26 protein-coding genes and 2 pseudogenes are annotated in these 22,704 nt (G+C 65.2%); 19 read left to right on the top strand and 9 right to left on the bottom strand.

Features of this window, described 5'->3' with window-relative positions; all coding sequences use genetic code 11:
- Positions 1-94: 94 nt before the first annotated feature.
- Both AZSI13_RS14380 and AZSI13_RS14375 read left to right on the top strand, forming a co-directional pair.
- A complete protein-coding gene (locus tag AZSI13_RS14380) occupies positions 95-487 on the top strand; it encodes a nucleotide pyrophosphohydrolase (protein WP_109041870.1) in 393 nt (130 codons plus the stop codon).
- Positions 488-494: 7 nt separating this feature from the next.
- Positions 495-1,127: an ACP phosphodiesterase gene (locus AZSI13_RS14375; RefSeq protein ID WP_109041869.1), complete on the top strand. Its 633-nt coding sequence runs from the start codon at positions 495-497 to the stop codon at positions 1,125-1,127.
- 109 nt (positions 1,128-1,236) lie between these two features.
- Here AZSI13_RS14375 and AZSI13_RS14370 read toward each other — a convergent pair.
- The 3 genes and pseudogenes from AZSI13_RS14370 to AZSI13_RS14360 form a co-directional block, all read right to left on the bottom strand.
- Positions 1,237-1,977, bottom strand: a pseudogene (locus AZSI13_RS14370) (23S rRNA (adenine(2030)-N(6))-methyltransferase RlmJ); the annotation flags it as partial.
- Between the two features lie 62 nt (positions 1,978-2,039).
- The gene (locus AZSI13_RS14365; protein ID WP_109041988.1) at positions 2,040-2,357 is read right to left on the bottom strand and encodes an antibiotic biosynthesis monooxygenase; all 318 of its coding nucleotides are present in this window, start codon (positions 2,355-2,357) and stop codon (positions 2,040-2,042) included.
- Between the two features lie 237 nt (positions 2,358-2,594).
- On the bottom strand, positions 2,595-3,302 hold the full coding sequence (locus AZSI13_RS14360) for an ankyrin repeat domain-containing protein (RefSeq protein WP_109041868.1): 708 nt from the start codon (positions 3,300-3,302) through the stop codon (positions 2,595-2,597).
- A gap of 169 nt (positions 3,303-3,471) precedes the next feature.
- Here AZSI13_RS14360 and AZSI13_RS14355 point away from each other — a divergent pair, with 169 nt between their 5' ends.
- Positions 3,472-5,427, top strand: coding sequence for a PhoX family phosphatase (locus AZSI13_RS14355; protein ID WP_109041867.1), 1,956 nt, complete (start codon positions 3,472-3,474; stop codon positions 5,425-5,427).
- 22 nt (positions 5,428-5,449) lie between these two features.
- Here AZSI13_RS14355 and AZSI13_RS14350 read toward each other — a convergent pair whose 3' ends face one another.
- On the bottom strand, positions 5,450-5,947 hold the full coding sequence (locus AZSI13_RS14350; protein ID WP_165833537.1) for a GNAT family N-acetyltransferase: 498 nt from the start codon (positions 5,945-5,947) through the stop codon (positions 5,450-5,452).
- 153 nt (positions 5,948-6,100) lie between these two features.
- On the opposite strand from AZSI13_RS14350, the pseudogene AZSI13_RS18415 reads away from it, so the two are divergent.
- The 3 genes and pseudogenes from AZSI13_RS18415 to AZSI13_RS14340 form a co-directional block, all read left to right on the top strand.
- Positions 6,101-6,328, top strand: a pseudogene (locus AZSI13_RS18415) (response regulator); the annotation flags it as partial.
- A 75-nt stretch (positions 6,329-6,403) separates the two neighbouring features.
- Positions 6,404-6,955: a response regulator gene (locus AZSI13_RS18410; RefSeq protein ID WP_369406674.1), complete on the top strand. Its 552-nt coding sequence runs from the start codon at positions 6,404-6,406 to the stop codon at positions 6,953-6,955.
- 51 nt (positions 6,956-7,006) lie between these two features.
- The gene (locus tag AZSI13_RS14340; RefSeq protein WP_109041864.1) at positions 7,007-8,107 is read left to right on the top strand and encodes a response regulator; all 1,101 of its coding nucleotides are present in this window, start codon (positions 7,007-7,009) and stop codon (positions 8,105-8,107) included.
- Between the two features lie 89 nt (positions 8,108-8,196).
- On the opposite strand, the gene AZSI13_RS14335 is transcribed toward AZSI13_RS14340, so the two are convergent.
- Positions 8,197-8,355, bottom strand: coding sequence for a hypothetical protein (locus AZSI13_RS14335; RefSeq protein WP_235609784.1), 159 nt, complete (start codon positions 8,353-8,355; stop codon positions 8,197-8,199).
- Between the two features lie 82 nt (positions 8,356-8,437).
- Entirely contained in the window at positions 8,438-9,316 is an 879-nt protein-coding gene (locus AZSI13_RS14330) for an SAM-dependent methyltransferase (protein WP_109041986.1), read from the bottom strand.
- Between the two features lie 118 nt (positions 9,317-9,434).
- Here AZSI13_RS14330 and tadA point away from each other — a divergent pair, with 118 nt between their 5' ends.
- Complete coding sequence (tadA, locus tag AZSI13_RS14325; protein WP_109041862.1) at positions 9,435-9,908, top strand: tRNA adenosine(34) deaminase TadA; 474 nt, start codon at positions 9,435-9,437, stop codon at positions 9,906-9,908.
- Complete coding sequence (locus tag AZSI13_RS14320; RefSeq protein WP_109041861.1) at positions 9,905-10,387, top strand: L,D-transpeptidase; 483 nt, start codon at positions 9,905-9,907, stop codon at positions 10,385-10,387. The genes tadA and AZSI13_RS14320 overlap by 4 nt, the downstream gene beginning before the upstream one ends.
- 203 nt (positions 10,388-10,590) lie before the next feature.
- Here AZSI13_RS14320 and AZSI13_RS14315 read toward each other — a convergent pair whose 3' ends face one another.
- Together AZSI13_RS14315 and AZSI13_RS14310 are read right to left on the bottom strand one after the other, a co-directional pair.
- Positions 10,591-11,349 carry an NRDE family protein gene (locus AZSI13_RS14315; RefSeq protein WP_109041860.1) on the bottom strand — a complete coding sequence of 253 codons (759 nt, stop codon included), beginning with the start codon at positions 11,347-11,349 and terminating at the stop codon, positions 10,591-10,593.
- A gap of 151 nt (positions 11,350-11,500) precedes the next feature.
- Complete coding sequence (locus AZSI13_RS14310; RefSeq protein ID WP_109041859.1) at positions 11,501-12,520, bottom strand: folate-binding protein YgfZ; 1,020 nt, start codon at positions 12,518-12,520, stop codon at positions 11,501-11,503.
- Between the two features lie 322 nt (positions 12,521-12,842).
- Between AZSI13_RS14310 and mltG the strand changes: the two genes are divergently transcribed.
- The 9 genes from mltG (at position 12,843) to AZSI13_RS14265 (ending at position 19,817) form a co-directional block, all read left to right on the top strand.
- Positions 12,843-13,838, top strand: a complete 996-nt coding sequence (gene mltG, locus AZSI13_RS14305) for an endolytic transglycosylase MltG (protein ID WP_109041858.1) — start codon at positions 12,843-12,845, stop codon at positions 13,836-13,838.
- A gap of 13 nt (positions 13,839-13,851) precedes the next feature.
- Complete coding sequence (gene tmk, locus AZSI13_RS14300) at positions 13,852-14,463, top strand: dTMP kinase (RefSeq protein ID WP_109041984.1); 612 nt, start codon at positions 13,852-13,854, stop codon at positions 14,461-14,463.
- A complete protein-coding gene (holB, locus tag AZSI13_RS14295) occupies positions 14,460-15,488 on the top strand; it encodes a DNA polymerase III subunit delta' (RefSeq protein WP_109041857.1) in 1,029 nt (342 codons plus the stop codon). Before tmk ends, holB begins: the two co-directional genes overlap by 4 nt.
- 21 nt (positions 15,489-15,509) lie before the next feature.
- Positions 15,510-15,896, top strand: a complete 387-nt coding sequence (locus AZSI13_RS14290; protein WP_109041856.1) for a PilZ domain-containing protein — start codon at positions 15,510-15,512, stop codon at positions 15,894-15,896.
- Between the two features lie 21 nt (positions 15,897-15,917).
- Entirely contained in the window at positions 15,918-16,700 is a 783-nt protein-coding gene (locus AZSI13_RS14285) for a TatD family hydrolase (protein ID WP_109041855.1), read from the top strand.
- A 49-nt stretch (positions 16,701-16,749) separates the two neighbouring features.
- Entirely contained in the window at positions 16,750-17,388 is a 639-nt protein-coding gene (locus AZSI13_RS14280; protein ID WP_109041854.1) for an ankyrin repeat domain-containing protein, read from the top strand.
- Between the two features lie 104 nt (positions 17,389-17,492).
- Positions 17,493-18,578: a TRAP transporter substrate-binding protein gene (locus AZSI13_RS14275; protein WP_109041853.1), complete on the top strand. Its 1,086-nt coding sequence runs from the start codon at positions 17,493-17,495 to the stop codon at positions 18,576-18,578.
- Positions 18,579-18,586: 8 nt separating this feature from the next.
- Complete coding sequence (locus tag AZSI13_RS14270; RefSeq protein ID WP_109041982.1) at positions 18,587-19,363, top strand: hypothetical protein; 777 nt, start codon at positions 18,587-18,589, stop codon at positions 19,361-19,363.
- Between the two features lies 1 nt (position 19,364).
- Entirely contained in the window at positions 19,365-19,817 is a 453-nt protein-coding gene (locus AZSI13_RS14265; protein ID WP_201262400.1) for a ribonuclease HI family protein, read from the top strand.
- A gap of 173 nt (positions 19,818-19,990) precedes the next feature.
- Here AZSI13_RS14265 and ccoG read toward each other — a convergent pair whose 3' ends face one another.
- Positions 19,991-21,406: a cytochrome c oxidase accessory protein CcoG gene (gene ccoG, locus AZSI13_RS14260; protein WP_109041851.1), complete on the bottom strand. Its 1,416-nt coding sequence runs from the start codon at positions 21,404-21,406 to the stop codon at positions 19,991-19,993.
- Positions 21,407-21,543: 137 nt separating this feature from the next.
- On the opposite strand from ccoG, the gene AZSI13_RS14255 reads away from it, so the two are divergent.
- The gene (locus AZSI13_RS14255) at positions 21,544-22,011 is read left to right on the top strand and encodes an Rrf2 family transcriptional regulator (protein WP_109041850.1); all 468 of its coding nucleotides are present in this window, start codon (positions 21,544-21,546) and stop codon (positions 22,009-22,011) included.
- Positions 22,012-22,073: 62 nt separating this feature from the next.
- A complete protein-coding gene (locus tag AZSI13_RS14250) occupies positions 22,074-22,679 on the top strand; it encodes a chemotaxis protein CheD (protein ID WP_109041849.1) in 606 nt (201 codons plus the stop codon).
- The last annotated feature ends 25 nt before the right edge of the window (positions 22,680-22,704 follow it).

Genomic DNA, 22,704 nt, shown 5'->3' with positions numbered 1-22,704 from the left:
GGCGGGGGGGGGGGAGGTCGCAGGGGAAGAGGCAGTCATGATCCGGTGCATCGGGGGCATAATCGGGCCTGCCCCGTCGAACATTGAAAAGCCCATGACCTTAGCAGAAAAGCCACGCCCTGCCGACCCGCAGGGGGATTTGCAGCACCTCACCGAGGCCATCCTTGCCTTCCGCGATGCCCGGGACTGGAAGCAGTTCCACAGCCTGCGCCACCTCATCGTCTCCCTCAACCTGGAGGCGGCGGAATTGCTGGAACTGACCCAGTGGCAGAGCGATGCCGACATGGTCGCCCGGGTGGCCGATCCGGCCGGCCGGGAAGCCCTGGCCGACGAATGCGCCGATGTGCTGCTCTACCTGCTGCTGGTAGCGGCGGAAGCCGGTATTGACCTAAAGGCGGCGGCCCTGGCCAAAATCCGTAAGAACGACGCTAAATACCCGGTGGAAAAATCCCGGGGCTCTTCGCGCAAATACACCGAACTGGAATAGGGCGCCCATGAACTTCCTCGCCCACGCCTACCTGGGCGGCGCCTCGGCGGATGACCGGCTGGGGGGCTTCATCGGTGATTTCGTCAAAGGCCCCTTGGTGGCGGGGAGCCAGGGGCTGGACACCGGCATTCTGGCCGGGGTGGCCTTGCATCGGCGCATCGACAGCTTTGCCGAAACCCACCCCGCCTTCGTCGCCAGCAAGGCCCGCATCAGCCCCGAACGGCGCCGGGTGGCGGGCATCATGGTGGATCTGTTCTACGACCATTTCCTCGCCCGGGCCTGGCCCGAGTGGGCTGCGGCCGCGGGTCTGGCTCCCGAACTGGAGATGTTTTCAGCCCAGGTCTATGCCGAAGCCGCGGCCTTGGGGGCGGCCCTGCCACCCCGGCTGGCGGGCATCCTGCCCCACATGCGGGCAGACGACTGGCTGGCTTCCTACCGGGAGGCCGAGACCATCGCCTACGCCCTGAATCGCATGTCCCTGCGCTTCAAGCACCCGAGCGCCCGCCAGGCCCTTTGCGGGGCGGGCGCGGCGTTGCTGCAGGATTACGCGGGGTTTGCGGCGGATTTCCAGGCTTTCCTGCCGGACGCCCGGGCCTTTGCGGCGTCTTGCCAGGCACAGCGCCGCTATTGCGGGGATTGAACACCGTCGGCCGCACGCGCTCCGGGCGTACCGGCGTGTCTCCCAGGCTGCCACCTTCGCCGCTTTCCAGAATGAAGCGGGCGCCCTTGCCGGCATCGCCTTCTTCCGCCAGGTGCTGTACCAGTACCGGCAGTACTTCCTTCATGGCTGCCGCCAGGGTCCAGGGCGGGTTGAGAATGAACATGCCGCTGCCCGCCATGCCGAAGCCATCTGCATCGGCAGCCCGCACGTGCAGGGCCACGTGGAGCCAGTCCTTGGCCGGCAGGCGCTTCAGCTTGTCGGGGAACTGGCGGGATTCGGGCCGGTTGAGGCAGGGGTACCAGATGGCGTAGGTGCCGGTGGAGAAACGCTTCAGGGCGTCCTGCAGGGCGCGGATGATCTCCTGATAATCGGTTTTCACCTCGTAGGAGGGGTCGATCAGCACCAGGCCGCGGCGGGAGGGGGGCGGCAGTTGGGCCTTCATACCCGCCAGGCCGTCACCGGCATGAACCTGCACCTGGCGGCCCGCTTCCTGGAAGTTGCTGGCCAGCAGGCGGCTGTCGGTACTGTGCAGCTCGTAGAGGCGCAGGCGGTCGATGTCCCGCAGGGCTTTCCAGGCCAGCCAGGGGGAACCGGGGTAATGGTTGAGGGCGCCGTCACCGTTGAAATCCCGCACCCGGCTGACGTAGTCGGCCAGGGCCGGCGGCAGCTGCTCGGCCGGCAGGTTCCACAGGCGGCCGATGCCGCCCTGGAATTCAGCCAGCTTGCGAGCGTAGTCGGATTTCAGGTCGTAGGCCCCGGCGCCGGCGTGGGTATCCACCACATAAAGCGGCTTATCTTTCTGGGTCAGATAGTCCAGTAGCTGGAGCATCACCAGGTGTTTGAGAACGTCGGCGTGGTTGCCGGCGTGGAAGGCGTGGCGATAGCTCAGCATCAGAGAACACTCTTGAAAAGTTCGAGTTGCGGCGGCCCCAGGTAGAGTTCCCGGGGAGTCTTGCCGGCATTGGCGTGGGCCTTGCGGAAGGCCTCGGACTGGGTCCAGGCCTCGAAAGCCGCTTCGGATTCCCACTGGGTGTGGGAGGCAAACAGGGTGAAGTCTGCCGGCTCATCCCCCAGGGGTTCCAGCTGCAGCAGGTGGAAGCCCTGGAAACCGGGCACTTCCGCCAGATAGCTTTCCCGCTGGCGCCAGTGGTCGACAAATTCCGCCTCCCGCCCCTTGGCGATGCGGAAACGGTTCATGGCGAGGAACATGGCAGGCTCCAGAAAAAGAGCCTGCATTTTAGCGGAGAGCACCTCCCGCAGCGCCGTTTATTTCCTGCCTGTCCTCCTTCCCGACCTTGCCGGAACCGGGGCGGGAGGGGAAGTCAGGGGAATTGAGCAAGCGGCGGAGCAAGCGGCGCGTGATAAGCGGGTAAGAGGTGGGTAAAAGCGGCTAAGAGGCGACTAAGAAGGAGCTAAGAGGCTGCTAAGAAGCGGGCCGCCAGTGTCTCAGAAGGTCTTGGCGAAGCCGGATTCGGGGCCGAGGCGGGCTTCGCCCTGGTCCTGGGCAGCCGCCAGGGCCGCCCGCAGGCTGTCGGCAATGGCCGCGTGGCCCAGGCCTTCGGCGAAATGCAGGAGGGAAACACCGTTGCTGCAGGGCAGCGCCGGGTTGGCGGTGGCCTTGAGCAGCAGGTTCACCAGCTCCAGGCTGCCGCTTTCAATCGCCTTTTGCAGGGGCAGCAGGCCTTCGTCATCCACCTGGTTGGGGTCGATGTCCATGGCCAGGATGCGCTGGGCCAGGTTCACGTTGTTGCGCACGATGGCGTTATTCAGGGCCTTGCTGCCTTCCACGCTGCGGCTCTTGGGTTTGGGTTCGAGGCCCGAGGGCACCAGCCGGGTGACGTGATTCACCAGGGAGGCGGCCACCATGAAGCCGAGGGCGATGAGCATGGGCATTTTCGAGATGCCCAGGCCTTCCGCCCACTGGGTCGGCAGGTTGGCGCCGATGATCAGCAGAGCGTAGAGCAGGAAGAAGGTGAAGCGTACGTAGAGAAATAGGGCCAGCAACACCAGCATGCCCAGCAGACCCACCAGATAGGTGGTGTCGAGGTTCAGGGCCCGGGTGATGTCCCGAGGCAGGTTGGCCATGAGGGCCGTCATCATGACGAGCCCGATGAGCATCCATTCACGGCGGCGGCGAGCTTCAAAAGGGTTCATGGCAGTACTTTTGTGAAATAAGTCACGAAATTCTCCGGCAATCCCGGGTCGGCGGCAAGCCCCTTTTCATGGCGTGGGCATTTCAGGGGTGGGCACCTGTCACGGGCTTGTGACCTGTTTGTCACAAAGTCCTTGAAAAATAGGGTTTTCCCATCGACAGGATGCGCCCATGAAGGAATTCGACGACGCCTGCTGCAGCAATGCCAGCGCCAATCCCCATCTGCTCGACCTGCCCAGCCCGGGTCGTCGACAGATGCTGGCGGGTAGCCTGGGGGCTGCGGCCCTGGCCGGATTGCCCTTGCCGGCTGCTGCGGTGAGTGCCGCCGCCGGTGCCGGGCGGGCCATTCGCACTGCCCGGCCCGCCATGGGATTCGACGCCATTGCCGTTTCCCGGGAAGACCGGGTGCAGGTGCCGCCCGGTTATCGCTTAGACCTGCTGTTTGCCTGGGGAGATCCCCTGTTCGACGGGCCGGCCTTTCTCCCTGATGCCAGCAACCATGCCGGCGAACAGGCGGTGCAGGCGGGGATGCACCACGACGGCATGCATTTCTTCCCCTTCGTCGAAGGCCGCAAGCAGTCTTCCACCCGCGGCCTGATGTGCATCAACCACGAATATACGGATGATGGCCTGCTCCACGTCGGCGGCATGCGCGACTGGTCCGCCGAGAAAGTGGCTAAATCCCAGGCAGCCCACGGGGTTTCGGTCATCGAAGTGAAGGAAGAGGGCGGTCGCTGGCAACTGGTGCGGCCTTCCGCCTACGCCCGCCGTATCACCGCCCAGAGTGCCATCACCGTCTCCGGCCCCGCCGCCGGCAGCAGCGGCCTGAAGACGGCCCAGGACCCTCACGGCAAGCTCATCTTCGGCACCTTCAACAACTGCGCCATGGGCCACACGCCCTGGGGTACCTACCTGACCTGCGAAGAGAATTTCAACGGCTACTTCAAGGCCGGCAAGAGTGCGACGCCGGACGAGAAGCGCTACGGCATCAACGACAAGACCGCCGGCTACCGCTGGCACGAGTTCGACGAGCGCTTCGACGCCACCCGGCACCCCAACGAGCCCCACCGTTTTGGCTGGGTGGTGGAAATCGACCCCTGGAACCCCATGCAGCCGCCGGTCAAGCGCACGGCCCTGGGCCGCATCAAGCACGAGGGCGCCACCGTGACCCTGGCGGCGGATGGCCGGGTGGTGGTCTACATGGGCGACGACGAGCGTTTCGAGTACATCTACAAGTACGTCTCCAAAGGCATTTACCAGCCCGGCGACCGGGCTGCCAACGCCAGCCTGCTGGACGAAGGCACGCTTTACGTGGCCAAGTTCGGTGAAGACGGCAAGGGCCACTGGGTGGCCCTGGCGCACGGCAAGAACGGTCTGACGCCGGAAAACGGCTTTGCCGACCAGGCCCAGGTGCTGATCCGCACCCGCCAGGCCGCCGATCAGGTGGGCGCGACGAAGATGGACCGGCCTGAATGGATTGCCGTTCACCCCAAGAGTGGCGAGGTTTATGTCTCCCTCACCAACAACGTCAAGCGCGGCACCAGTGAAGTGCCTGGGCTCAACGCCGCCAATCCCCGGGCCGACAACGTCTTCGGCCACATCGTGCGCTGGCGCGAGGCCCCGGCCAAGGGCCGGCATGACGCGGGCAGCCTGGATTTCGAGTGGGACATTTTCCTGTTGGCCGGCGACCCCCTGCATCCGGATGCCGCCCGCCGCGGCAACATCCAGGGCGATGCCTTCGGCAGCCCGGACGGCCTGTGGTTCGACGTCGAAGGCCGGCTCTGGATCCAGACCGACGTGTCCACCAGCGTCCTCAACCAGGGCGACTATGCCAACCTGGGCAACAACCAGATGCTGGTGGCGGATGTGGCGACGGGCCAGGTCAAGCGCTTCCTCACTGGCCCTCGGGGCTGCGAGATCACCGGCATCACCAGCACGCCGGACGGCAAGACCCTGTTCGTGAATATCCAGCACCCGGGGGAACCGGCCAGCGAGCGGTCCGATCCGGAAAAGGCCACCGCCATTTCCCACTGGCCCCATGGCCAGTTCCCGGAAACCCCCGCCGGCCGGCCCCGATCCGGCACCGTGGTGATCCGGCGGGAAGACGGCGGCGTGGTGGGGAGCTGACCCAGGCAGCGGCGGCTGCCGGCTACAGGGAGCGGATCAGGTAGGCCGCTCCCGGGCCGTAGCTGGAGAGATCGGGGGATACCGGGCCGGCGACGAAGCCGTGACGCGCCCAGTAAGGTACGGAGCCCTGGACGGCAATCAGGCTGGCCCATTGCAGGCGCCCATGGCCGAGCTCGGCCCGCCGTGCGGCGGCCAGGGCATGGGTGGCCAAGGTGCGCGCCAATCCTGCCCCCCGGGCCAGGGGGCTGACCGCCATGTCGTGCAGGTGCAGGGTATCGGCGCCGCCATCGGCATCCCCCCCGCTGCTTCTGCCTCCATCCCCCAGGCAGGGCGGCCGGCCCAGGCGGGCGGGCTGGGCGAAGAGATAGGCGGCCAGTTTTCCTTGTGCTTCTTCCGCTACCCAGCACCAGGCGGGAAAGGCCCCCAGCTTGCCGCGAAAGGCCGCTTCGGATTCGTGGAAGAAGGGATCGTAGGCCTGGGCCTGAATCTCCAGCACAGCCGGCAGGTCGGCTAGGGTCATGGGCCGCAGGCTCCATGAAAGCGAGGAAGATTGATGAAGGAACGGTTGGGACATTCAGGGAAAAGGAAAGGGGCCGGGGAGGGGCTGCAACAGCAGTAAGGTGCCCATTTTAGCCCGGAGCAAACAAGGGGGCTCAACCCTGCGGCAGCTCATGCCGATCCGCTGGCGGCGCTGAAGCGGGCCGAGGAGCAGGAGTTCGAGCTGGTCATCTCCGACTACCGCATGCCGGGCATGGACGGGCTGGCCTTCCTCAAGGCCCTGGCGGCGCTGCAACCCGACTGTGTGCGGGTGGTGCTGTCGGGACAGACCGATCTGGATGCCCTGGTCCGGATGATCAACGAAACCCATATCTACCGCTTTATTCCCAAGCCCTGGAGCGCCTATTTCCTGAAAAGCTCCGTAGCCCAGGGCATTGCCTTCCGCCAAGCCAATCTGGAAAACCGCCGTCTGGCCAAGATGCTGCGGGATAACGGCATCGAGTTGCCGGCAGGCGCCATCAATCCGGTGGACCAGATTCTGGTCATGGATAGTGATGTCAATTCCGCCAATGCCCTGGCCCGCACCCTGACCCAGCACAGCCGTCTGGATGACGTCTTCCGCGAGGTCCAGGAGGAAGTTCATGCCCGTGTGCCCCGCCTCAACCCCGGCAGCATCAGTGTGCAGATTTCCAATTCGCCCCTCTATGGCCTGCGCATGGCCGATGACCTGAGCTTTTCCTGCGTCATCGCCAATTACGACCTGCAAGGCATGGACGGCGCCCAGTTCCTGGTTAACTTCTCGGAAAAGCAACCCGAGTGCGCCACCATCCTGATTTCCGATACGGCCAACATGGAGGGCATCGTCATCGCGCTTGATCTGGCCCACATCCATGCCTATATCGCCAAGCCCTGGACCGATTTCGAGCTGCGTGCCGTGGTTGCCCAGGCGCTGGCACGGCAACGTCTGCAGGCTGAAAACCGTATTCTGGCGAAGATGTGCAAGGCCCGGGACATCGGCGCGGCCGATTGAGGCAAGTGCGGGGGTAAGCGAGCCGGTCCGAGGCGAACGGGGGGCGTTTGGATGGATGGCAACGGCCAGCCACTCGACCAGGGCGCTCGTGCCCTGTGGGAGGGGGATTCCAATCGCAACAAGAGCACCATCCTGATTGTGGATGATGAGCCCCTGAACCTGAAGGTGCTGGGGGCGCTGCTGCAGCCCCACTATCGTGTTCGGGCGGTTTCTTCGGGAAAACGGGCGCTTGAGGCCGTCTTCACGGCCCCTCGCCCCGACCTCATCCTGCTGGACATCATGATGCCGGAGATGGATGGCTACGAAGTTCTCCGGCGCCTGCAGGACAACCCGGAAAGCAAAAACATCCCGGTCATTTTTGTCACTGCCCTGCAGGACGAGGAGCAGGAGGTGATGGGCTTCGAACTGGGGGCGGTGGATTACATCCACAAACCGATTCGTCTGGCCATTGCCCTTTCCCGCATTCGCGCCCAGCTGGATGCCAAGGCGGCCCGGGATATGCTGAGGCGGAACAACTCCCGCCTCGCCGATGCGGTGGCAGAAGGGGCCCATGCCCTGGAGCAGACCCAGTTGCAGCTGTTGCAGTCGGAAAAGATGGCTGCCATGGGGCAGCTTTCTGCCGGTATCGCCCATGAAATCAACAACCCCATCGGGTATGTGGACGCCAATCTGGGGTGTCTTGGGGGATATCTGGAAGAAATCTTTTCCATCATCACCGCCTATGAGCGAATCGCCGCCGTTCCCGAAAATGCGGAGCTGTTCGAAGCAGTCGCGGTACTCCGGCAATCCCTCAATTACGACTACCTGAAGCAGGATGTGGGCGACCTCTTGGTGGAGTGCCGGGATGGCATCGCCCGGGTGCGCAAGATCGTCCAGGACCTGCGCAATTTTTCCCATGTTGGGGAAAACGCCTGGCAATGGGTCGATATCCATGAGGGGTTGGAGTCCACCCTGAATATCGTCTGGCATGAGCTGAAGGTCCATGTCGTCAGAAAACAGTATGGGCAGTATGGGCGGCGGTGGCGGGCATCTGGAAGGAGAGCCTGGGCCGGGACCGGCTCCAGGACAAAAACAAATCGCCGAAGCGCCGGAAGTCTCCGGACGGTTCGGCGATGGGGCAGGACTCGGGGAGCTCCCGCTAGTGTCGGCTAGTACTGCTGAGTCCCAGGAATGTCCCAGGGGAGAAACGGCTGCAAAGCGCCTGAGAACCTGAGTGCCACAGGGACGGCGCCTGGGCTGTTTCAGCTGCCGGCTGCGGGGGCTGCGGGGGCTGCGCCGGTTTTCGCTGCACCGTTGGCGGCTCCACCTTCCACATCACCCGCCGCATCCTCGGTTTCATCCCGGTCGGTGCCTTCCTGCTTGCGACGCAGCTTTTCTTCCTTCTTTTGCTTCTTGGCCAATTCCCTCTGGCGTTTTTCGAATTGAAAGTTGGTTTTGGCCAATTGGATTTCCTTTATGGTTTGCTACGTGGATCAGGCTGAATCAGACGGAATGAGGTGTCGGGGCCGGGGTGAAAAAGCGGGACTGCAGCGCCTCCAGGCCCAGTTCGGCCAGCAGGCGGTTGAGGCGCTCGGCAGCTTCCCGCCGAGGCTTGCCCTTGCGGGTGGCGATGATGAGTTCGTTCTTCATGGAATGCTCCCAGCCGACCAGTTCGGTGACCCGCAGTTGATAGCCGTGGGCTTCCAGCTGCAGGCAGCGCAGCACGTTGGTCAGGTGGCTGCCGAATTCCCGGGTGTGGATGGGGTGACGCCAGATTTCCGTCAGCACGCTCTCTTTAAGGCGCTCCCCCTTGTGCTGGTTGAGCACCGTGGCCACCTCGGCCTGGCAGCAGGGTACCAGTACGATGAAGCGGGCTTCCTTGGCCAGGGCGAAGCGGATGGCGTCGTCCGTGGCGGTATTGCAGGCGTGCAGGGCGGTAACGACATCCACTTGCGGGGGTAACAGGGGCGAAGTGATGGAGTCGGCCACCGACAGGTTGTGGAATTCCATGCCCGGGAAAGCCAGGCGCTGGGCCAGGTCCCGGGAGCGGGTGACCAGCTCGTCGCGGGTCTCGATGCCGACGATGCGGGCCTCCGGAGCCTGGGCCTTGCAGAACAGGTCGTAGAGGATGAAGCCCAAATAGCTCTTGCCGGCGCCGTGGTCCACCAGGGTGAAGTTGGGCGTGTCGGCCAGGGTTTCGGCCAGCAGGGGCTCGATGAACTGGTAGAGGTGATAGACCTGCTTCAGCTTGCGCCGGGTGTCCTGGTTGAGCTTGCCGTCCCGCGTCAGGATGTGCAGTTCCTTGAGCAGTTCGATGGACTGCCCGGGGCGAATTTCGGGAATGGCGACGGGCTGGGCGGGCGCTTTGGGCTTGGCAGGCATGGGGCAGGGCGGTACGGCAGGAGGAGCGAAGGGGCGATTATAGGCGCTGGGGCGCCGGGCCATGGGGTAAACTGTCAGTTCCATCCCCCTGTTCTTGCCACTTTCCTGCCTTTTTTCCATGAACGACGAATTTTTCATGCGCGAAGCCCTGTCCCAGGCCCACGCTGCCGGCTGCCTGGGGGAAGTACCGGTGGGGGCCATCGTCGTGCTGGAAGGGCGCATTGTCGGCCGGGGCTTCAATTCCCCCATCGGCGACAGCGACCCCACGGCCCACGCCGAAATCTCCGCCCTGCGGGATGCGGCGCGCAACCTGGGCAACTACCGCCTGCCCGGCTGCGAGTTGTTCGTCACCCTGGAGCCCTGCGCCATGTGTGCCGGGGCCATCATGCATTCCCGCATCGCCCGGGTGATCTATGGCGCTGCCGATCCCAAGACCGGCGTCCACGCCAGCGTGCTGGACCTTTTCGCGGTGGAAAAGCTCAACCACCACACGGAAATCGTCGGCGGCATCCTCGCCGAAGAATGCGCCCAGCTGCTCTCCGGCTTCTTCGCCGAGCGGCGCCGGGCGGCCAAGGCGGGGGCGGCCCAATGAAACTGCGGGTTTCCCTGGCGCGGCAGGTGCTGGAATTGCGGGACGATGAGGGCGCCTTGCTGCGTACCTATCCCGTTTCCACCGCTGCCCGGGGGCCCGGGGAAGTCAGCGGCAGCTTCCAGACGCCCCGGGGCCGACACTACGTGCGGGCCAAGATTGGCGAAGACATGCCGCCCCGGGCCGTCTTTCGCGGCCGTCGTTTCACCGGTGAAATCTGCACCCCGGAACTCCAGGCCGCCGAACCGCAGCGGGACTGGATTCTTTCCCGCATCCTCTGGCTGTGTGGCCGGGAGCCCGGTGTCAATCGCCTCGGCGAGGTGGATACCATGGCCCGCTACATCTACATCCACGGCACTGCCGACGAGGCAGCCCTGGGTACGCCGGTCTCCCACGGCTGCATCCGCATGGGCAACGACGACATCGTGGAATTGTTCGAGCGGGTACCCGCCTATACCGAGGTGGAGATCGCCGAGGACTGAGCCGCGGCGCTGCCGGGCCGGTGTTCTACCGGGTCCGGCGCAGGTGTTTTTTGCTTTGGCGGCGGGTGTCGCTCATGAATGTCCTGGAACGCCCGCCAGTCGGTCATCTCCGTTACCCCATCCTGTAGGTCAAGCAACGACGCGCCTCTGCGCGGTGCCATGGCGGCGATGCCCGTCCCTTCTGCCTCTCCTGTCAGCCCTTGTCAGCCCTTGGTGCCGATGCGGAATTCCCGCTGCACTTCCCCCTGCACGCCCGCTTCGTTGAAGCTGCGCTCCAGTAGGCACACCTGGCCGTCCTTGGCCCGGGTGAGCACGGTGGAGGCCCGGGTGCCGTAGCCGGGGGCGGCGACGAAAATGGCGGAGAGAATGCGCTCCCATTCCAGGGAAACCCCGGTGTCGGGCAGGTGTTCGTCGGGCCAGCGGGTGGGGTTGGCCAGCAGTTCGAAGAGGGGCGCCGTGTCCGGCAGGCGGGGCAGGGCCTGGGCGAAGCGCTCCTTGGCCTCCACTAGCTTGGGCCAGGGGGTATCCAGCAGATGGTTGGAAAGCCCGTAGATGCCCGGCGCCAGGGGGCGGATGCGGCGTTCCCGGTTGGCGTAGTACCACAGCCCCTGGTCATCCCCGAGAAAGAGGTTGAAGCCGCCGTAGTCGTCCGGGTTGAGGCCTTGCAGGAAGGTGTCGGGCGACGCCGTGCCGGTGAGGAACTGCCGGGTCAGATCGCCCCGGGAACGCGGGCCTTCCGGCGCCGTCGGGTCCCGGTAGTTGGTGACGGCGGCAAAGCGCCCGCTGCGGCTGATGCCGAGCCAGGTGCCGCCGGCCTGCAAATCCCGCCCGGCCAGCACCTGGGGGGCGTCGGCCCAGAAATCCGCGACCGCCGTGGGGCGGGCATGGAATTCATCCCGATTGGCGCAGACCGCCAGGGGGTAGTCGGGATGCACCTGCCAGGCGAGGAGAATGAGGCACATGGGGCAGCCTTCTTGGCCATAGAGGCCATAGAGAACACAGCGGGAAGAGCGGATGTGCGCCAAAAGGCCAACGGCGCCAGTTTCAGCCTGCCGGGTTCAAAATACCCGGGGGCAACGCTGTGTTCTCTGCGCTCTCTGTGGCAATGATTTTTTAGTAAGGCAGCGGCAGCAGTTCCAGCACTGGGCCGTCCGGGCCGCCCACGTGCACCGGGCCGCCGCTGGCGCAGTTTTCCGGGATCACGGCGAGCAGTTCCCATTGGCCGTCGGCGGCCGGGGCGGCGTTGACTACGGTACCGCCGTGGTTTTCATCGGCCAGGGCGGAGAAGAGGGCGGCGCCGTCCTGCACCGGGCCGGCCACTTTGGCGCGGTAGAGGGCGCGCTTGACCTTGCCGAGATACTGGGTGCGGGCCACGATTTCCTGGCCGGGGTAGCAGCCCTTGTGGAAGCTGACGCCGCCAATGCGCTCGAAATTGGCCATCTGGGGCACGAAGGCTTCCTGGGTGGGGGCGCCGATGTGGGGAATGCCGGCCTGAATCTGCAGCCATTGCCAGACCGGCGTGCCCACCGGGCGGGCGCCGGTGGCCAGGGCGGCCCACAGGGCAGCGGCGCCGTCGGCGGCGACGGCAATTTCAAAGCGTTCACTGCCTTCCAGGCGGATCACCTTGGCGCCATTGCCTTCAGCCACCACCAGGGTCTCGCCGGGCACGGGCAGGCCGGCCTTTTCCAGCAGGGCGGCGCTGCCGGCCCCGGCCAGCCCGAGCAGGGCCACCTCGTCGCTGCGGCTGGCGATCTTGACCTTGGCCCGCAGCACGTACATCTGCAGGCGCTTCTGGATGGCGGGCTGGAGTTCTGCGGCCAGCTGCACCTGGTAGGCATCTCCGTCACGCCACAGCAGGAAGCTGGCCAGCATGCGGCCCTTGGCGGTGCACCAGGCGGAATGCTGGGCGCCGTCGGCCTTGAGGTGATTGACGTCGCTGGTGACCTGGTTGTGCAGGAAGGACTTGGCCTCCTCGCCATCAACGGCGATCAGGCCGAGGTGGGAGAGGGGAGCCAGCACCGGGCCGGTGAGGGCGGCCTGGCGTTCGGCGGCGGCATCGCCGAAATCGGTGACGAAATCACCGTCAAACTTGGCGCCGGCAGTTTCCAGCGTGCTTTTCCAGAGAGCGTTCATGGGCAGGAGTCCGTGGGAAGAATGAAAGATGGGGTGTCGGGGCAGAAGAGGGAAGCTATGGTAGCGCGGGCGACGGGCCAGCGGGCGCTTCCTGCCGTCCATGTAGGCATTGGCTGACCCGGCTGTCCGAAGCGCTGCCCGGGCCGGCAAGCTGCGCCGACAGGGCCCAGGCTGGGGCGAAGACGGGGCTTGGGCTATTATATCGCCTTCGTCCACCGCGCCTTTGGGCGGCCCGATGCTGGCGGGCCGGGCTTTCCGGCGTCCCTGCCCGGGGCCGCTGTGCGCGCTGACCTTGACTAACTGACCTCTGACCCCGCGACCCATGCGCTTGTTCCGGCGACTCGTTTCCCTGCTGCTTTTGCTGGCCGTTCTGGCCGGCGCCGGCTTGGCCTGGGTGGCCCTGGCGCCGGTCGGTCTGAGCACCTCGCCCCTGGATTTTCAGGTGCAGCCGGGCAGCAGCGCCCGCTCGGCAGCGCGCCAGATGGCCGACGCCGGCGTGGACGTTCCCCCCTGGCTCTTTGAAGCCCTGGTTCGCGCCAGCCGCAGCGCAGCCAGCCTGAAGGCCGGCAGCTACGAAGTGGAACGGGGCATCACCCTGTGGGAACTGCTGCAGAAACTGACCCGGGGCGACGTCAGCCAGGCCGAGCTGGCCATCATCGAAGGCTGGAACTTCCGCCAGCTGCGCGAAAAACTCAATGCCCAGCCGGATCTGCGCCACGACAGCCAGGGCCTTACGGACCGGGAAATCCTGCAGCGCATCGGTGCCGCCGAAGCTCATCCGGAAGGCCTGTTCTTCCCTGATACCTATCTCTTCAGCAAGCAGTCCAGCGACCTGGACCTGCTGGCCCGGGCCTACCGGGCCATGCAGAAGCGGCTGGCGGCAGAATGGGCAGCGCGGGACCCCAACCTGCCCCTGCAGCACCCCTACCAGGCCCTGATCCTTGCCTCCATCGTGGAGAAGGAAACCGGCAAGGCCGCCGACCGGCCCCATATTGCCGCCGTTTTCGTCAATCGCCTGCGCCAGGGCATGCTGCTGCAGACCGACCCGACGGTGATCTACGGCATGGGCCCGCGGTTCGACGGCAACCTGCGGCGCGCCGACCTGCTGGCGGACACTCCCTACAACACCTATACCCGGCCGGGCCTGCCCCCCACGCCCATTGCCCTGCCCGGGCAGGCGGCTTTGCAGGCGGCCCTGCACCCTTCTTCCAGCCCCGCCTTGTACTTTGTCGCCCGGGGCGACGGCAGCAGTCATTTTTCCAACTCCCTGGAAGCCCACAACCAGGCAGTCAACAAATACCAGCGGGGCGGCCGCTGATTTCAGGATGACCATGGGCGGAAAATTCATCACCTTTGAAGGCATCGACGGCGCCGGCAAGAGCACCCACATTCCCTGGCTGGCCGACTGGCTGCGGGCCAGGGGAAAAACGGTGGTCACCACCCGGGAACCCGGCGGCACCCCCCTGGGGGAAAAGCTGCGGGGTCTCCTGCTGTCCGAGCCGATGCATCTGGAAACCGAGGCCCTGCTGATGTTTGCCGCCCGCCGCGAACACCTGGCGGAGGTCATCGAACCCGCCCTGGCGGCTGGTACCTGGGTCATCTCCGACCGCTTCACCGATGCCACCGTGGCCTACCAGGGCGGCGGCCGTGGCCTCGCCCGGGAGAAGCTGGAAACCCTGGAAAACTGGGTGCACGGCCACCTGCAACCGGATCTGACCCTGCTCTTCGACCTGCCGTTGGCCGTCGCCCAGGCCCGTATCGGCCAGGAACGGGTGCTGGACCGCTTCGAGCAGGAAAAGGCGGATTTCCACGAGCGGGTGCGTCAGGCCTATCTGGAACGGGCTGCCCGTTCCGGCGGCCGCATCCAGGTCATTGCCGCAGACCGACCTCTGGCTGATATCAAGAAATCAATTGAAGAATTGATTTCAACGATTTGTTTATGAACGTTATTCAACTTCAGGAATCTGCCTGGAACCGGCTCCAGGGCCGGCGCGCCCAGCTGCCCCACGCCCTGTTGCTGATTGGCCAGCGGGGCGTGGGCAAGTTCGAGCTGGCCCAGGCCTTTGCGGCCGGCCTGCTGTGCGAGCAGCCGGCCATGGATGGCCAGGCCTGCGGCCAGTGTTCGGCCTGCAACTGGCTAAGCCAGGGCAACCACCCGGATTTCCGCCTGGTGCAGCCGGAGGCCCTGAGCGGCGAAGAGGCCGAGGCAGATGCCGAAACGGGCAAGAAAAAGCCCAGCCAGCAGATCACCATTGATCAGGTGCGAGGCCTGGATGAGTTCCTCCATGTCGGCACCCATCGCCAGGGTGTGCGGGTGGTGCTGCTGCACCCGGCCGAGGCCATGAACCGCAACACCGCCAACGCCCTGCTCAAAAGTCTGGAAGAGCCCCGGCCCGGTACCCTGTTCCTGCTCGTTTCCAGCGAGGCCGACCGCCTCCTGCCCACCATTCGCAGCCGTTGCCAGACGGTAGAAGTGCCCCTGCCCAGCGCTGAATCCGCCACCGCCTGGCTGGCTTCCCGCAAGGTCGCCGAGCCGGTGCGCTGGCTGGCTCTGGCTGGCGGCGCGCCGCGTTTGGCGGCCGAGCTGGCCGGCAGCGGCCAGCGCAGTCTGCTCGATGCGCTGCTGGGGCAACTGCAGAAGGGCCGCAACCTGGACCCCATCGCCGCTGCGGCGGCCGTGGATAAAGCCCTCAAGGCCGACAAGTCCGGCGCCCTGACCATGAAGCGTACCGTGGAGTGGCTGCAGAAGTGGGGCGGCGACCTGGCCTTGAGCGCCGTAGGTCAGCCGCCGCGCTATTTTCAGGCCGATGCCGCTACAATAAGTCAGCTTGCGAAAGCGATGAATATTATAAAAATCATTGCATTCAATAGATTGTTGGTTAAGTTTAAAGCTCAGTCTGAGCATCCGCTGAACTCCAGGCTGGTGCTTGAAGAACTGTTTTTCGCCTACCGGGCGCTCCACCAATAAACCGCCTGCAACGAGGACATCATGTCGGATACTCCTGTCACGCCTGCCGCCGCCGCCAGTGCCGCTGCTGCCCGCCCCAGCGTCCTCTCCCTCAACATCAATTCCAAGTCGGCGCTTTACGCTGCCTATATGCCCCATCTCAAGAATGGCGGCATTTTCATTCCCACCAGCCGCCACTACAGCCTGGGGGATGAGGTGTTCATGCTGCTTTCCCTGATGGAAGACCCCACCAAACTGCCCATCGCCGGCAGCGTGGTCTGGGTGACCCCGGCGGGGGCCCAGAACAGCAAGGCCCAGGGGATCGGCATCCATTTCAACAGCGATGAGAGCGGCGTCGAGGCGCGGCGCAAGATCGAAGGCCTGCTGGGCGGCCTGCTGCAGTCCAGCCGTACCACCCATACCCTCTGATTTCCCTGATAAAGCTGCCGGATGTTTGTCGATTCCCACTGCCACCTGGATTTCCCCGATCTTTCCGCCCGCCTGCCGGAGCTGCTGGCCAGGATGGCCGATAACCAGGTTCAGGCCGCCGTCTGCATCGGCGTGAACCTGGAGGATTTTCCCCGGGTGCTGGCCCTGGCCGAAGGTAACCCCCAGTTGCTGGCCAGCGTTGGCGTGCATCCCGAATACACCGATGCGGCAGAGCCCACGGTGGAACAGCTGGTGGCCCTGGCGGCCCACCCCAAGGTGGTGGCCATCGGCGAGACCGGGCTGGACTACTACTGGCAGAAGGACAAGCCGGAGTGGCAGCGGCAGCGTTTTCGCAACCACATCGCCGCTGCCAAGGCCTGCGGCAAGCCCCTGGTCATCCACACCCGGGATTCCGCCGCCGACACCCTGCGCCTGATGGCGGAGGAGGGGGCGGGGGCCGTGGGCGGCGTCATGCACTGTTTCACCGAAAACTGGGACGTGGCCCGGGAAGCCCTTGATCAGGGCTTCTACCTTTCCTTCTCCGGTATCGTCACCTTCAAGAACGCGACCATCGTCAAGGACGTGGCCACCCGGGCGCCCCTGGACCGCATCCTGGTGGAAACCGATGCCCCCTACCTGGCCCCCACGCCCTACCGCGGCAAGACCAACGAGCCCGCCTACGTGCGCCACGTGGCGGAAGAAATCGCCCGCCTGCGGGGCCTTGATCTGGAAGCGGTGGGGCAGGCCACCACCGACAATTTCTTCCGCTGCTTCCCCGCGGCCCGGGCCGCCCTGGCGTCCTGATTCGGGGTATTGCCCCTTGCTTTCCCTGCCTGCTTTCCGAGGAAACACCATGCGCAAGCTCCTGACTTCCCTGCTGCTCTGCCTGCTGCTCCCCCTGTCGGCCCAGGCCGGCATCTACGACGACATGCTCAAGGCGGTGCTGGATAACCACACGGACGAGGCGGTGGCCCTGCTGGACCGGGGTATGGACCCCAATACCGCCGATGCCGAAGGCAGCACCCTGCTGATGCTGGCTGCCCGCAATGGCAATGCGGAACTGGTAGACCAGTTGATCCTGCGCCGGGCCAAGGTGGCGGCCCGTAACCGTTACGGCGACGATGCCCTGCTGCTGGCCAGCTTCCGCGGCTTCCTGCCGGTGGTGAAGCTGCTGGTGGCCGGCGGGGCGCCGGTGAACCGCAGCGAAGGCTGGCAGCCCCTGGTCTATGCGGCTTTCAACGGCCACGTCGACATCATGGCCTACCTGCTGGAGCACGGCGCCGAGGTTAATGGCGCCAGCGATAACGGCACCACCGCCCTGATGGTGGCGGCCCGCAACGGCCACCCGGAGGTGGTGCGCCTGCTGCTCAAGCACCACCCCGATGTGGACAAGATCAACGAAGCCGGCGGCACTGCCCTGAAGTGGGCGGTGGCGGCCAACAACACGGAAATTGCCGACTTGCTGCGCAAGGCAGGCGCCGTCCTCGAATAAGGCCCGGGGCGCGGCTCGAAAGGCTGGCCTGGCTTTGGAATCAGCCCAGAACTGTGGCCCCTTCACCGCCGGCAACAAATCCAACCCCGCTGCGGGAGAACCCCATGGAACGCCGTGATTTCCTCCTGGGCGCCGGTGCTGCCGCCCTGGCTGCCAGCCCTGCTGCAAATGCTGCGGATGAGCGTGCCACCGTCCGCTGGCGCCTCACTTCCAGCTATCCCAAGAGCCTGGATACGCTCTACGGTGCCGGCGAAGTGCTGGCCAACCGGGTGGCCGCCCTCACCGATGGCCGTTTCCAGATCCGGGTCTTTGCCGCCGGCGAGATTGTCCCCGGCTTGCAGGCCCTGGATGCGGTGCAGCAGGGCACCGTGGAATGCGGCCATACCCTGGGGTCCTTCTACGTCGGCAAGAACCGCGCCTTTGCCTTCGACAGTGTGCTGCCCTTTGGCCTTACCACCCGCCAGCAGACGGCCTGGATGCATTTCGGCAACGGCCTTGCCTTGTTGCGGGAGCTGTACCGGGAATATGGGGTGATCAACTTCCCCGGCGGCAACACCGGAGCCCAGATGGGGGGCTGGTTCCGCAAGGAACTGCACGGCCTGGCGGACCTCAAGGGGTTGAAAATGCGCATTCCCGGCCTCGGCGGCGAGATCATGGCGCGCCTGGGCGCCGTGCCCCAGACCATTCCCGGGGGCGACGTCTATCCGGCCCTGGAGAAGGGCGCCATCGACGCTGCCGAATGGTCCGGCCCCTACGACGACGAGAAGCTGGGCTTCTTCAAGGTGGCCCGCTACTACTACCATCCGGGCTGGTGGGAGCCCAGCGCCCAGCTGAGTTTCATCGTCAATGCCCGGGAGTGGGAAAAGCTGCCCAAGGCCTACCAGCAGGCCTTTGAAGTGGCGGCGGCGGAAGCCCATCTGCTGACCACGGCGGAGTACGACGCCAAGAACCCACCGGCCCTGTCGCGACTGCTGGCCCAAGGCGTCAAGCTGCGCCGCTTTCCCGACGACCTGATGAAGGCCGCTTACCAGGCTGCCTTTGCCTTTTATGCCGAGGAGGCCGAACGCAACCCGGCCTTCCGGAAAATCTATGCCGACTGGCAGCGCTTCCGCAGCCAGCAGCAAGCCTGGTTCGCCATTGGCGAAACCGGCATTGAAACCTTCATGTATTCGCAAAAAAACCAGAAATGAAAGCCTCCATGGAACAGACCCTGAACGACCCCGTGGCCGACCTGGCCCCCCATGCCCTGCAACGGGAAGCTGCCCGCCTGGCCCAGGAAGCTTTTGCCCTGGCCTTCCGCCAGACCCTGGAGGGCCAGGGGGAGGAGCGGCCCCAGGTCATTGCCCAGATCGTCCAGCGCCTCATGGGCTGGGCCAACGACAAGCGGGATAGTGACGGAGAGGGCCATGGCGCCCGCCATCTGCGCCAGGCCATGCTGCTGAGCGGCCTCGACCAGTGGGGGCTGGCCTATTCCCAGGTTTACGGCCCTTCGGCCACCACCGGCCTTTCCGCCCTGGTGGCGGGGCTGCGGGCGGGCCTTGACGGGGCGGGCGAGAACGAGGGCTACCAGGCCTTCTTCGAGCGCCTGAGCCACGAAGAAACGACGGCCTTCAGCTTCAAGTCCGATCTGCGCCAGGGCCTGCATCTGGCCCTCTGGCACACCATGATTGCCACGGAAAATCGGGGCGAGGCCCTGCAAGTGCTGCAGCAGCTGGGGGGCATGATGCTTTCCTTACCCCAGGCCATGCCGCAACACGGCTGGATGATCCTGGCCAATACCCTGGCCGACATCCAGATCCGCTGCCTGGCCCACGCCCTGGCGGCCGAAGGTCTGGGCCAGGAAATGACCCAGGAGCTGTTCGGTGCCCTGTCGCGCCAGTTGCCGGAAGAGCAGCGCCAGCAGGTGATGGGCAATGCGGCTCGCACCGTGCTGGAATGGCAGCAGAGCAACCGGGCCCAAGGCACGGTGCATTGAGGTGACAGACTGCTGGCAGGCCTGGTTCGACGGTGCTGCGGCCCCCAACCCGGGGCCCATGGGCCTGGGGGGGCTGCTGCTGTCACCCGCCGGTGAGCGCCTGGAACTGTCGCGTCGGGCCGGCGCCAGCGGCTGCAATAACGAGGCGGAACTGCTGGCCCTGGGCCAGGTCCTGGACATGGCCTATGCCGCCGGCGCCCGCCGCCTGACCATCCGGGGCGACAGCGATTTTGCCGTACAGCATTTGCAGGGAGGCGCCCACACGGCCGTGCCCCGGCTGGTGGCCCTGTTGCAGCGCCTCAGCGTCAGCCTGGGGCGCTTCGAAGGTGGGGTGGAGTTCTTCTGGGTGCCTCGGCACCGCAACGGCGAGGCGGACCGCCTCTCCCGCTTGGCCCTGGGACTGAACACTGCGCCGCCGGCCCCCAAGGCGCGCCGCCGCAGGGGCCGTCGTTAGGGGCGATGCCGGGATTGAAGCCGAGATAGCGGCCGGCGCCGGGAAAAGGCCGTGAGAACTTCGGCCAGCCCGGCGGGTCCGGCTCCTCCGGGCTGCTGCTGCAGCCGGAGGAGGGGACGATGGGGATTGTTACCGGTTGAAAGCCTTGCCAGGCGGGGCCTGGCCGTGGGCCCTCAGGGCATCCAGAACTTGGTTTTTTCCGTGACGCTGACGGCGGGGTTTTCCGCATCCTGCACCGTCAGGGTGATGGGATGGGCGCCCTTGTCGGCGACACCGGCATCCACCTTCACCTGCAGGGTCAGGCTGCCGGTGGAGGCGGCAGCCAGGGCCACCTCGGCGGGCTGGCTGAGGCGGATGCCTTCCAGGCCGGCCACCTGCACCACGTAGCGGCGGGGCTGTTCGCTGGCATTGACCAGTTGCAGCTGGTAGTTGTTTTCGATGCTGCCGTCGTCCGCCTCCCGGGCCAGGGCGGCGCGGTCCCGCAGCACATCCACCTTGAGGGGTACCCGGGTGGCCAGGGACCAGGCCGTGGCCGCACACAGGATGAAGAAAATGCTGGCGTACACGATGGTGCGGGGGCGCAGGGCACGGCGGATGATCTCCTGTCGGCCGAAGTGCTGCTTCACCGCATTCTCCGTGGAATAGCGGATCAGGCCCCGGGGGTATTCCATCTTGTCCATCACCTGATCGCAGGCGTCAATACAGGCGGCGCAGCCGATGCACTCGTTCTGCAGGCCGTCCCGGATGTCGATGCCGGTGGGGCACACCTGGACGCAGATACTGCAATCGATGCAGTCACCCAGCCCCTTTTCCTTGGCGTCGGCGCCCTTCTTGCGGGTACCCCGGGGGTCGCCCCGCTCGGCGTCATAGGTGATGATCAGGGTGTCCGGATCGAACATGACGAACTGGAAGCGGGCATAGGGGCAGATGTACTTGCACATCTGCTCCCGCAGAAAACCGGCGTTGCCGTAGGTGGCGAAGCCGTAGAAGGCGATCCAGAAGCCTTCGTTGAGGGTAGGCTGCAGTTGCCACAGGTCGCCGAGCAATTCCCGGATGGGCACGAAGTAGCCAACGAAGGTGATGCCGGTCCAGAAGGAGAAGAGCAGCCAGGCAGCGTGCTTGGCGGTCTTGATACCTACCTTACGGGGGCTCCAGGGGGCAGCATCCAGCTTCATGCGCTGGGGGCGTTCGCCCTCGATGACCTTTTCCATCCACAGGAATATTTCCGTATAGACCGTCTGGGGGCAGCTGTAGCCGCACCACAGGCGGCCCGCCAGGGTGGTGAACAGGAAGAGGGCGAGGGCCGAGAGCACCAGCAGGACGGCCAGGTAAATGGTGTCCTGGGGCCACAGCACCAGATCGAAGATGTAGAAGCGGCGGGCATCCAGGTCGAACTGTACGGCCGGACGACCGTTCCAGGGCAGCCAGCAGAGGCCATAGAAGACGGCCTGGGTGAGCCAGACCAGGCCCCAGCGCCAGTTGGCGAACCAGCCGGTGACGGAACGGGGGTAAACCTTGCCGTCGGCTTCGGTAATGGCCTGGATGGGAATGATCTTGGTGGGCTTTTTCTGCGGCGAGTCTTGAGACATGGGGAGGCGCTACTCGAAATTGGGCGGCAAAACCAGATCGCCAGCCCAAAAAGATTGAAATTTCGTATATCTTTTAAATGTATCAGGGGCGACAACCTGAATCAATACAGAAAATATATCTTTCGGTGTGAACAGCCATGAAGCTCAGCAGCTTTTCCGACTACAGCCTGCGGGTCCTCATCTACCTTGGACTACAGCCCGACCGTCTGGCCACGGTGGGGGAAATCACGGCGGCCTTTGATCTCTCCCGGGGACACCTGATGAAGGTGGTGCATCAACTGGGGAAGGCCGGCTACCTGGAGACCGTCCGGGGTAAAGGCGGCGGTATCCGCCTGGGACGGACGCCGGAAGACATCGTGCTGGGCCAGGTCATTCGCCACACCGAAGGGCGGATAGAGCTGGTGGAGTGCTTTTCCGGTGAATCCCACTGCCGCATCCAGCCCGCTTGCCGCCTCAGGGCCATCCTGGCGGAAGCCCTGGGAGCCATGTTCCGGGTCCTCGATGCCTACACCCTGGCCGATCTGCTGCGCCAGCCTGAAAGCCTGGAGAGCATTATCGGCCTGAGTGCCGCCGTACCGCTGGTGCCGGAGGGGCGTGCGGGGTAGTTCCTGTGGCTTGGGCTGGCCATTCCGCTAGAATGAAGCCCTCTTCGACCCCCTGGCATGCAATGCCCATCTCTCTCGCCACCCCTAGCGACTATTCGACCCTCTCCGGCAAGGAGCTGGAGCGGCTGGCTTTCAACATCCATCCGGGGGGCTGGTCGGTGGCGGTGGATCGACCCATTTCCACCCTGCTCGGGTCCTGTGTGGCCGTCTGCCTTTACGATCCGAAGCTGAAAATCGGTGGCATGAACCATTTCCTCCTGCCCCATCGGGAGAAAACCGACGATCTGGATGCCGACACCATCCTTTCCGGTGCCTATTCCATGGAAGTGCTGGTCAATGCCCTGTTCAACCGGGGCGGGCAGAAGGGGCGCCTGGTGGCCAAGATTTTCGGTGGCGGCACCATCGTCAGTGCCATTCGCATGGCCATCGGCGAGCGCAATGTGGCCTTTGCCAAGGAATGGCTGCAGCGGGAAGGCATTCCCGTGGTGGCTTCCGACGTGCTGGGCCCCTGGTCGCGCAAGGTGATTTTTGTCGCCAGTACCGGCGACGTCTTCTGCCGCCGCAATCCCATTTCCCAGGATGTGGCTACCCGTGTGGTGAAGGAAGAGCAGGCCTACGAGCAGAGCCTGGTCAAACCCCGTTCGGGGCCCCAGGTCGAACTCTTCTGAGCGTTCTGATCCGCTCGGCATTTTC

The organism is Azospira sp. I13, from assembly GCF_003112695.1.
In the GTDB taxonomy this organism is placed as follows: domain Bacteria; phylum Pseudomonadota; class Gammaproteobacteria; order Burkholderiales; family Rhodocyclaceae; genus Azospira.
The sequence above is the reverse complement of the archived record's forward strand: the minus strand, read 5'-3'. Positions and strand labels throughout refer to the sequence as shown.

Bases quoted from the DNA above. Each gene is read 5' to 3' on its own strand.
- AZSI13_RS14380 (WP_109041870.1), top strand. From the start codon at position 95: ATGACCTTAGCAGAAAAGCCACGCCCTGCCGACCCGCAGGGGGATTTG.
- AZSI13_RS14375 (WP_109041869.1), top strand. From the start codon at position 495: ATGAACTTCCTCGCCCACGCCTACCTGGGCGGCGCCTCGGCGGATGAC.
- AZSI13_RS14365 (WP_109041988.1), bottom strand. From the start codon at position 2,357: ATGTTCCTCGCCATGAACCGTTTCCGCATCGCCAAGGGGCGGGAGGCG.
- AZSI13_RS14360 (WP_109041868.1), bottom strand. From the start codon at position 3,302: ATGAACCCTTTTGAAGCTCGCCGCCGCCGTGAATGGATGCTCATCGGG.
- AZSI13_RS14355 (WP_109041867.1), top strand. From the start codon at position 3,472: ATGAAGGAATTCGACGACGCCTGCTGCAGCAATGCCAGCGCCAATCCC.
- AZSI13_RS14350 (WP_165833537.1), bottom strand. From the start codon at position 5,947: ATGACCCTAGCCGACCTGCCGGCTGTGCTGGAGATTCAGGCCCAGGCC.
- AZSI13_RS18410 (WP_369406674.1), top strand. From the start codon at position 6,404: ATGCTGCGGGATAACGGCATCGAGTTGCCGGCAGGCGCCATCAATCCG.
- AZSI13_RS14340 (WP_109041864.1), top strand. From the start codon at position 7,007: ATGGATGGCAACGGCCAGCCACTCGACCAGGGCGCTCGTGCCCTGTGG.
- AZSI13_RS14330 (WP_109041986.1), bottom strand. From the start codon at position 9,316: ATGCCTGCCAAGCCCAAAGCGCCCGCCCAGCCCGTCGCCATTCCCGAA.
- tadA (WP_109041862.1), top strand. From the start codon at position 9,435: ATGAACGACGAATTTTTCATGCGCGAAGCCCTGTCCCAGGCCCACGCT.
- AZSI13_RS14320 (WP_109041861.1), top strand. From the start codon at position 9,905: ATGAAACTGCGGGTTTCCCTGGCGCGGCAGGTGCTGGAATTGCGGGAC.
- AZSI13_RS14315 (WP_109041860.1), bottom strand. From the start codon at position 11,349: ATGTGCCTCATTCTCCTCGCCTGGCAGGTGCATCCCGACTACCCCCTG.
- AZSI13_RS14310 (WP_109041859.1), bottom strand. From the start codon at position 12,520: ATGAACGCTCTCTGGAAAAGCACGCTGGAAACTGCCGGCGCCAAGTTT.
- mltG (WP_109041858.1), top strand. From the start codon at position 12,843: ATGCGCTTGTTCCGGCGACTCGTTTCCCTGCTGCTTTTGCTGGCCGTT.
- tmk (WP_109041984.1), top strand. From the start codon at position 13,852: ATGGGCGGAAAATTCATCACCTTTGAAGGCATCGACGGCGCCGGCAAG.
- holB (WP_109041857.1), top strand. From the start codon at position 14,460: ATGAACGTTATTCAACTTCAGGAATCTGCCTGGAACCGGCTCCAGGGC.
- AZSI13_RS14290 (WP_109041856.1), top strand. From the start codon at position 15,510: ATGTCGGATACTCCTGTCACGCCTGCCGCCGCCGCCAGTGCCGCTGCT.
- AZSI13_RS14285 (WP_109041855.1), top strand. From the start codon at position 15,918: ATGTTTGTCGATTCCCACTGCCACCTGGATTTCCCCGATCTTTCCGCC.
- AZSI13_RS14280 (WP_109041854.1), top strand. From the start codon at position 16,750: ATGCGCAAGCTCCTGACTTCCCTGCTGCTCTGCCTGCTGCTCCCCCTG.
- AZSI13_RS14275 (WP_109041853.1), top strand. From the start codon at position 17,493: ATGGAACGCCGTGATTTCCTCCTGGGCGCCGGTGCTGCCGCCCTGGCT.
- AZSI13_RS14270 (WP_109041982.1), top strand. From the start codon at position 18,587: ATGGAACAGACCCTGAACGACCCCGTGGCCGACCTGGCCCCCCATGCC.
- ccoG (WP_109041851.1), bottom strand. From the start codon at position 21,406: ATGTCTCAAGACTCGCCGCAGAAAAAGCCCACCAAGATCATTCCCATC.
- AZSI13_RS14255 (WP_109041850.1), top strand. From the start codon at position 21,544: ATGAAGCTCAGCAGCTTTTCCGACTACAGCCTGCGGGTCCTCATCTAC.
- AZSI13_RS14250 (WP_109041849.1), top strand. From the start codon at position 22,074: ATGCCCATCTCTCTCGCCACCCCTAGCGACTATTCGACCCTCTCCGGC.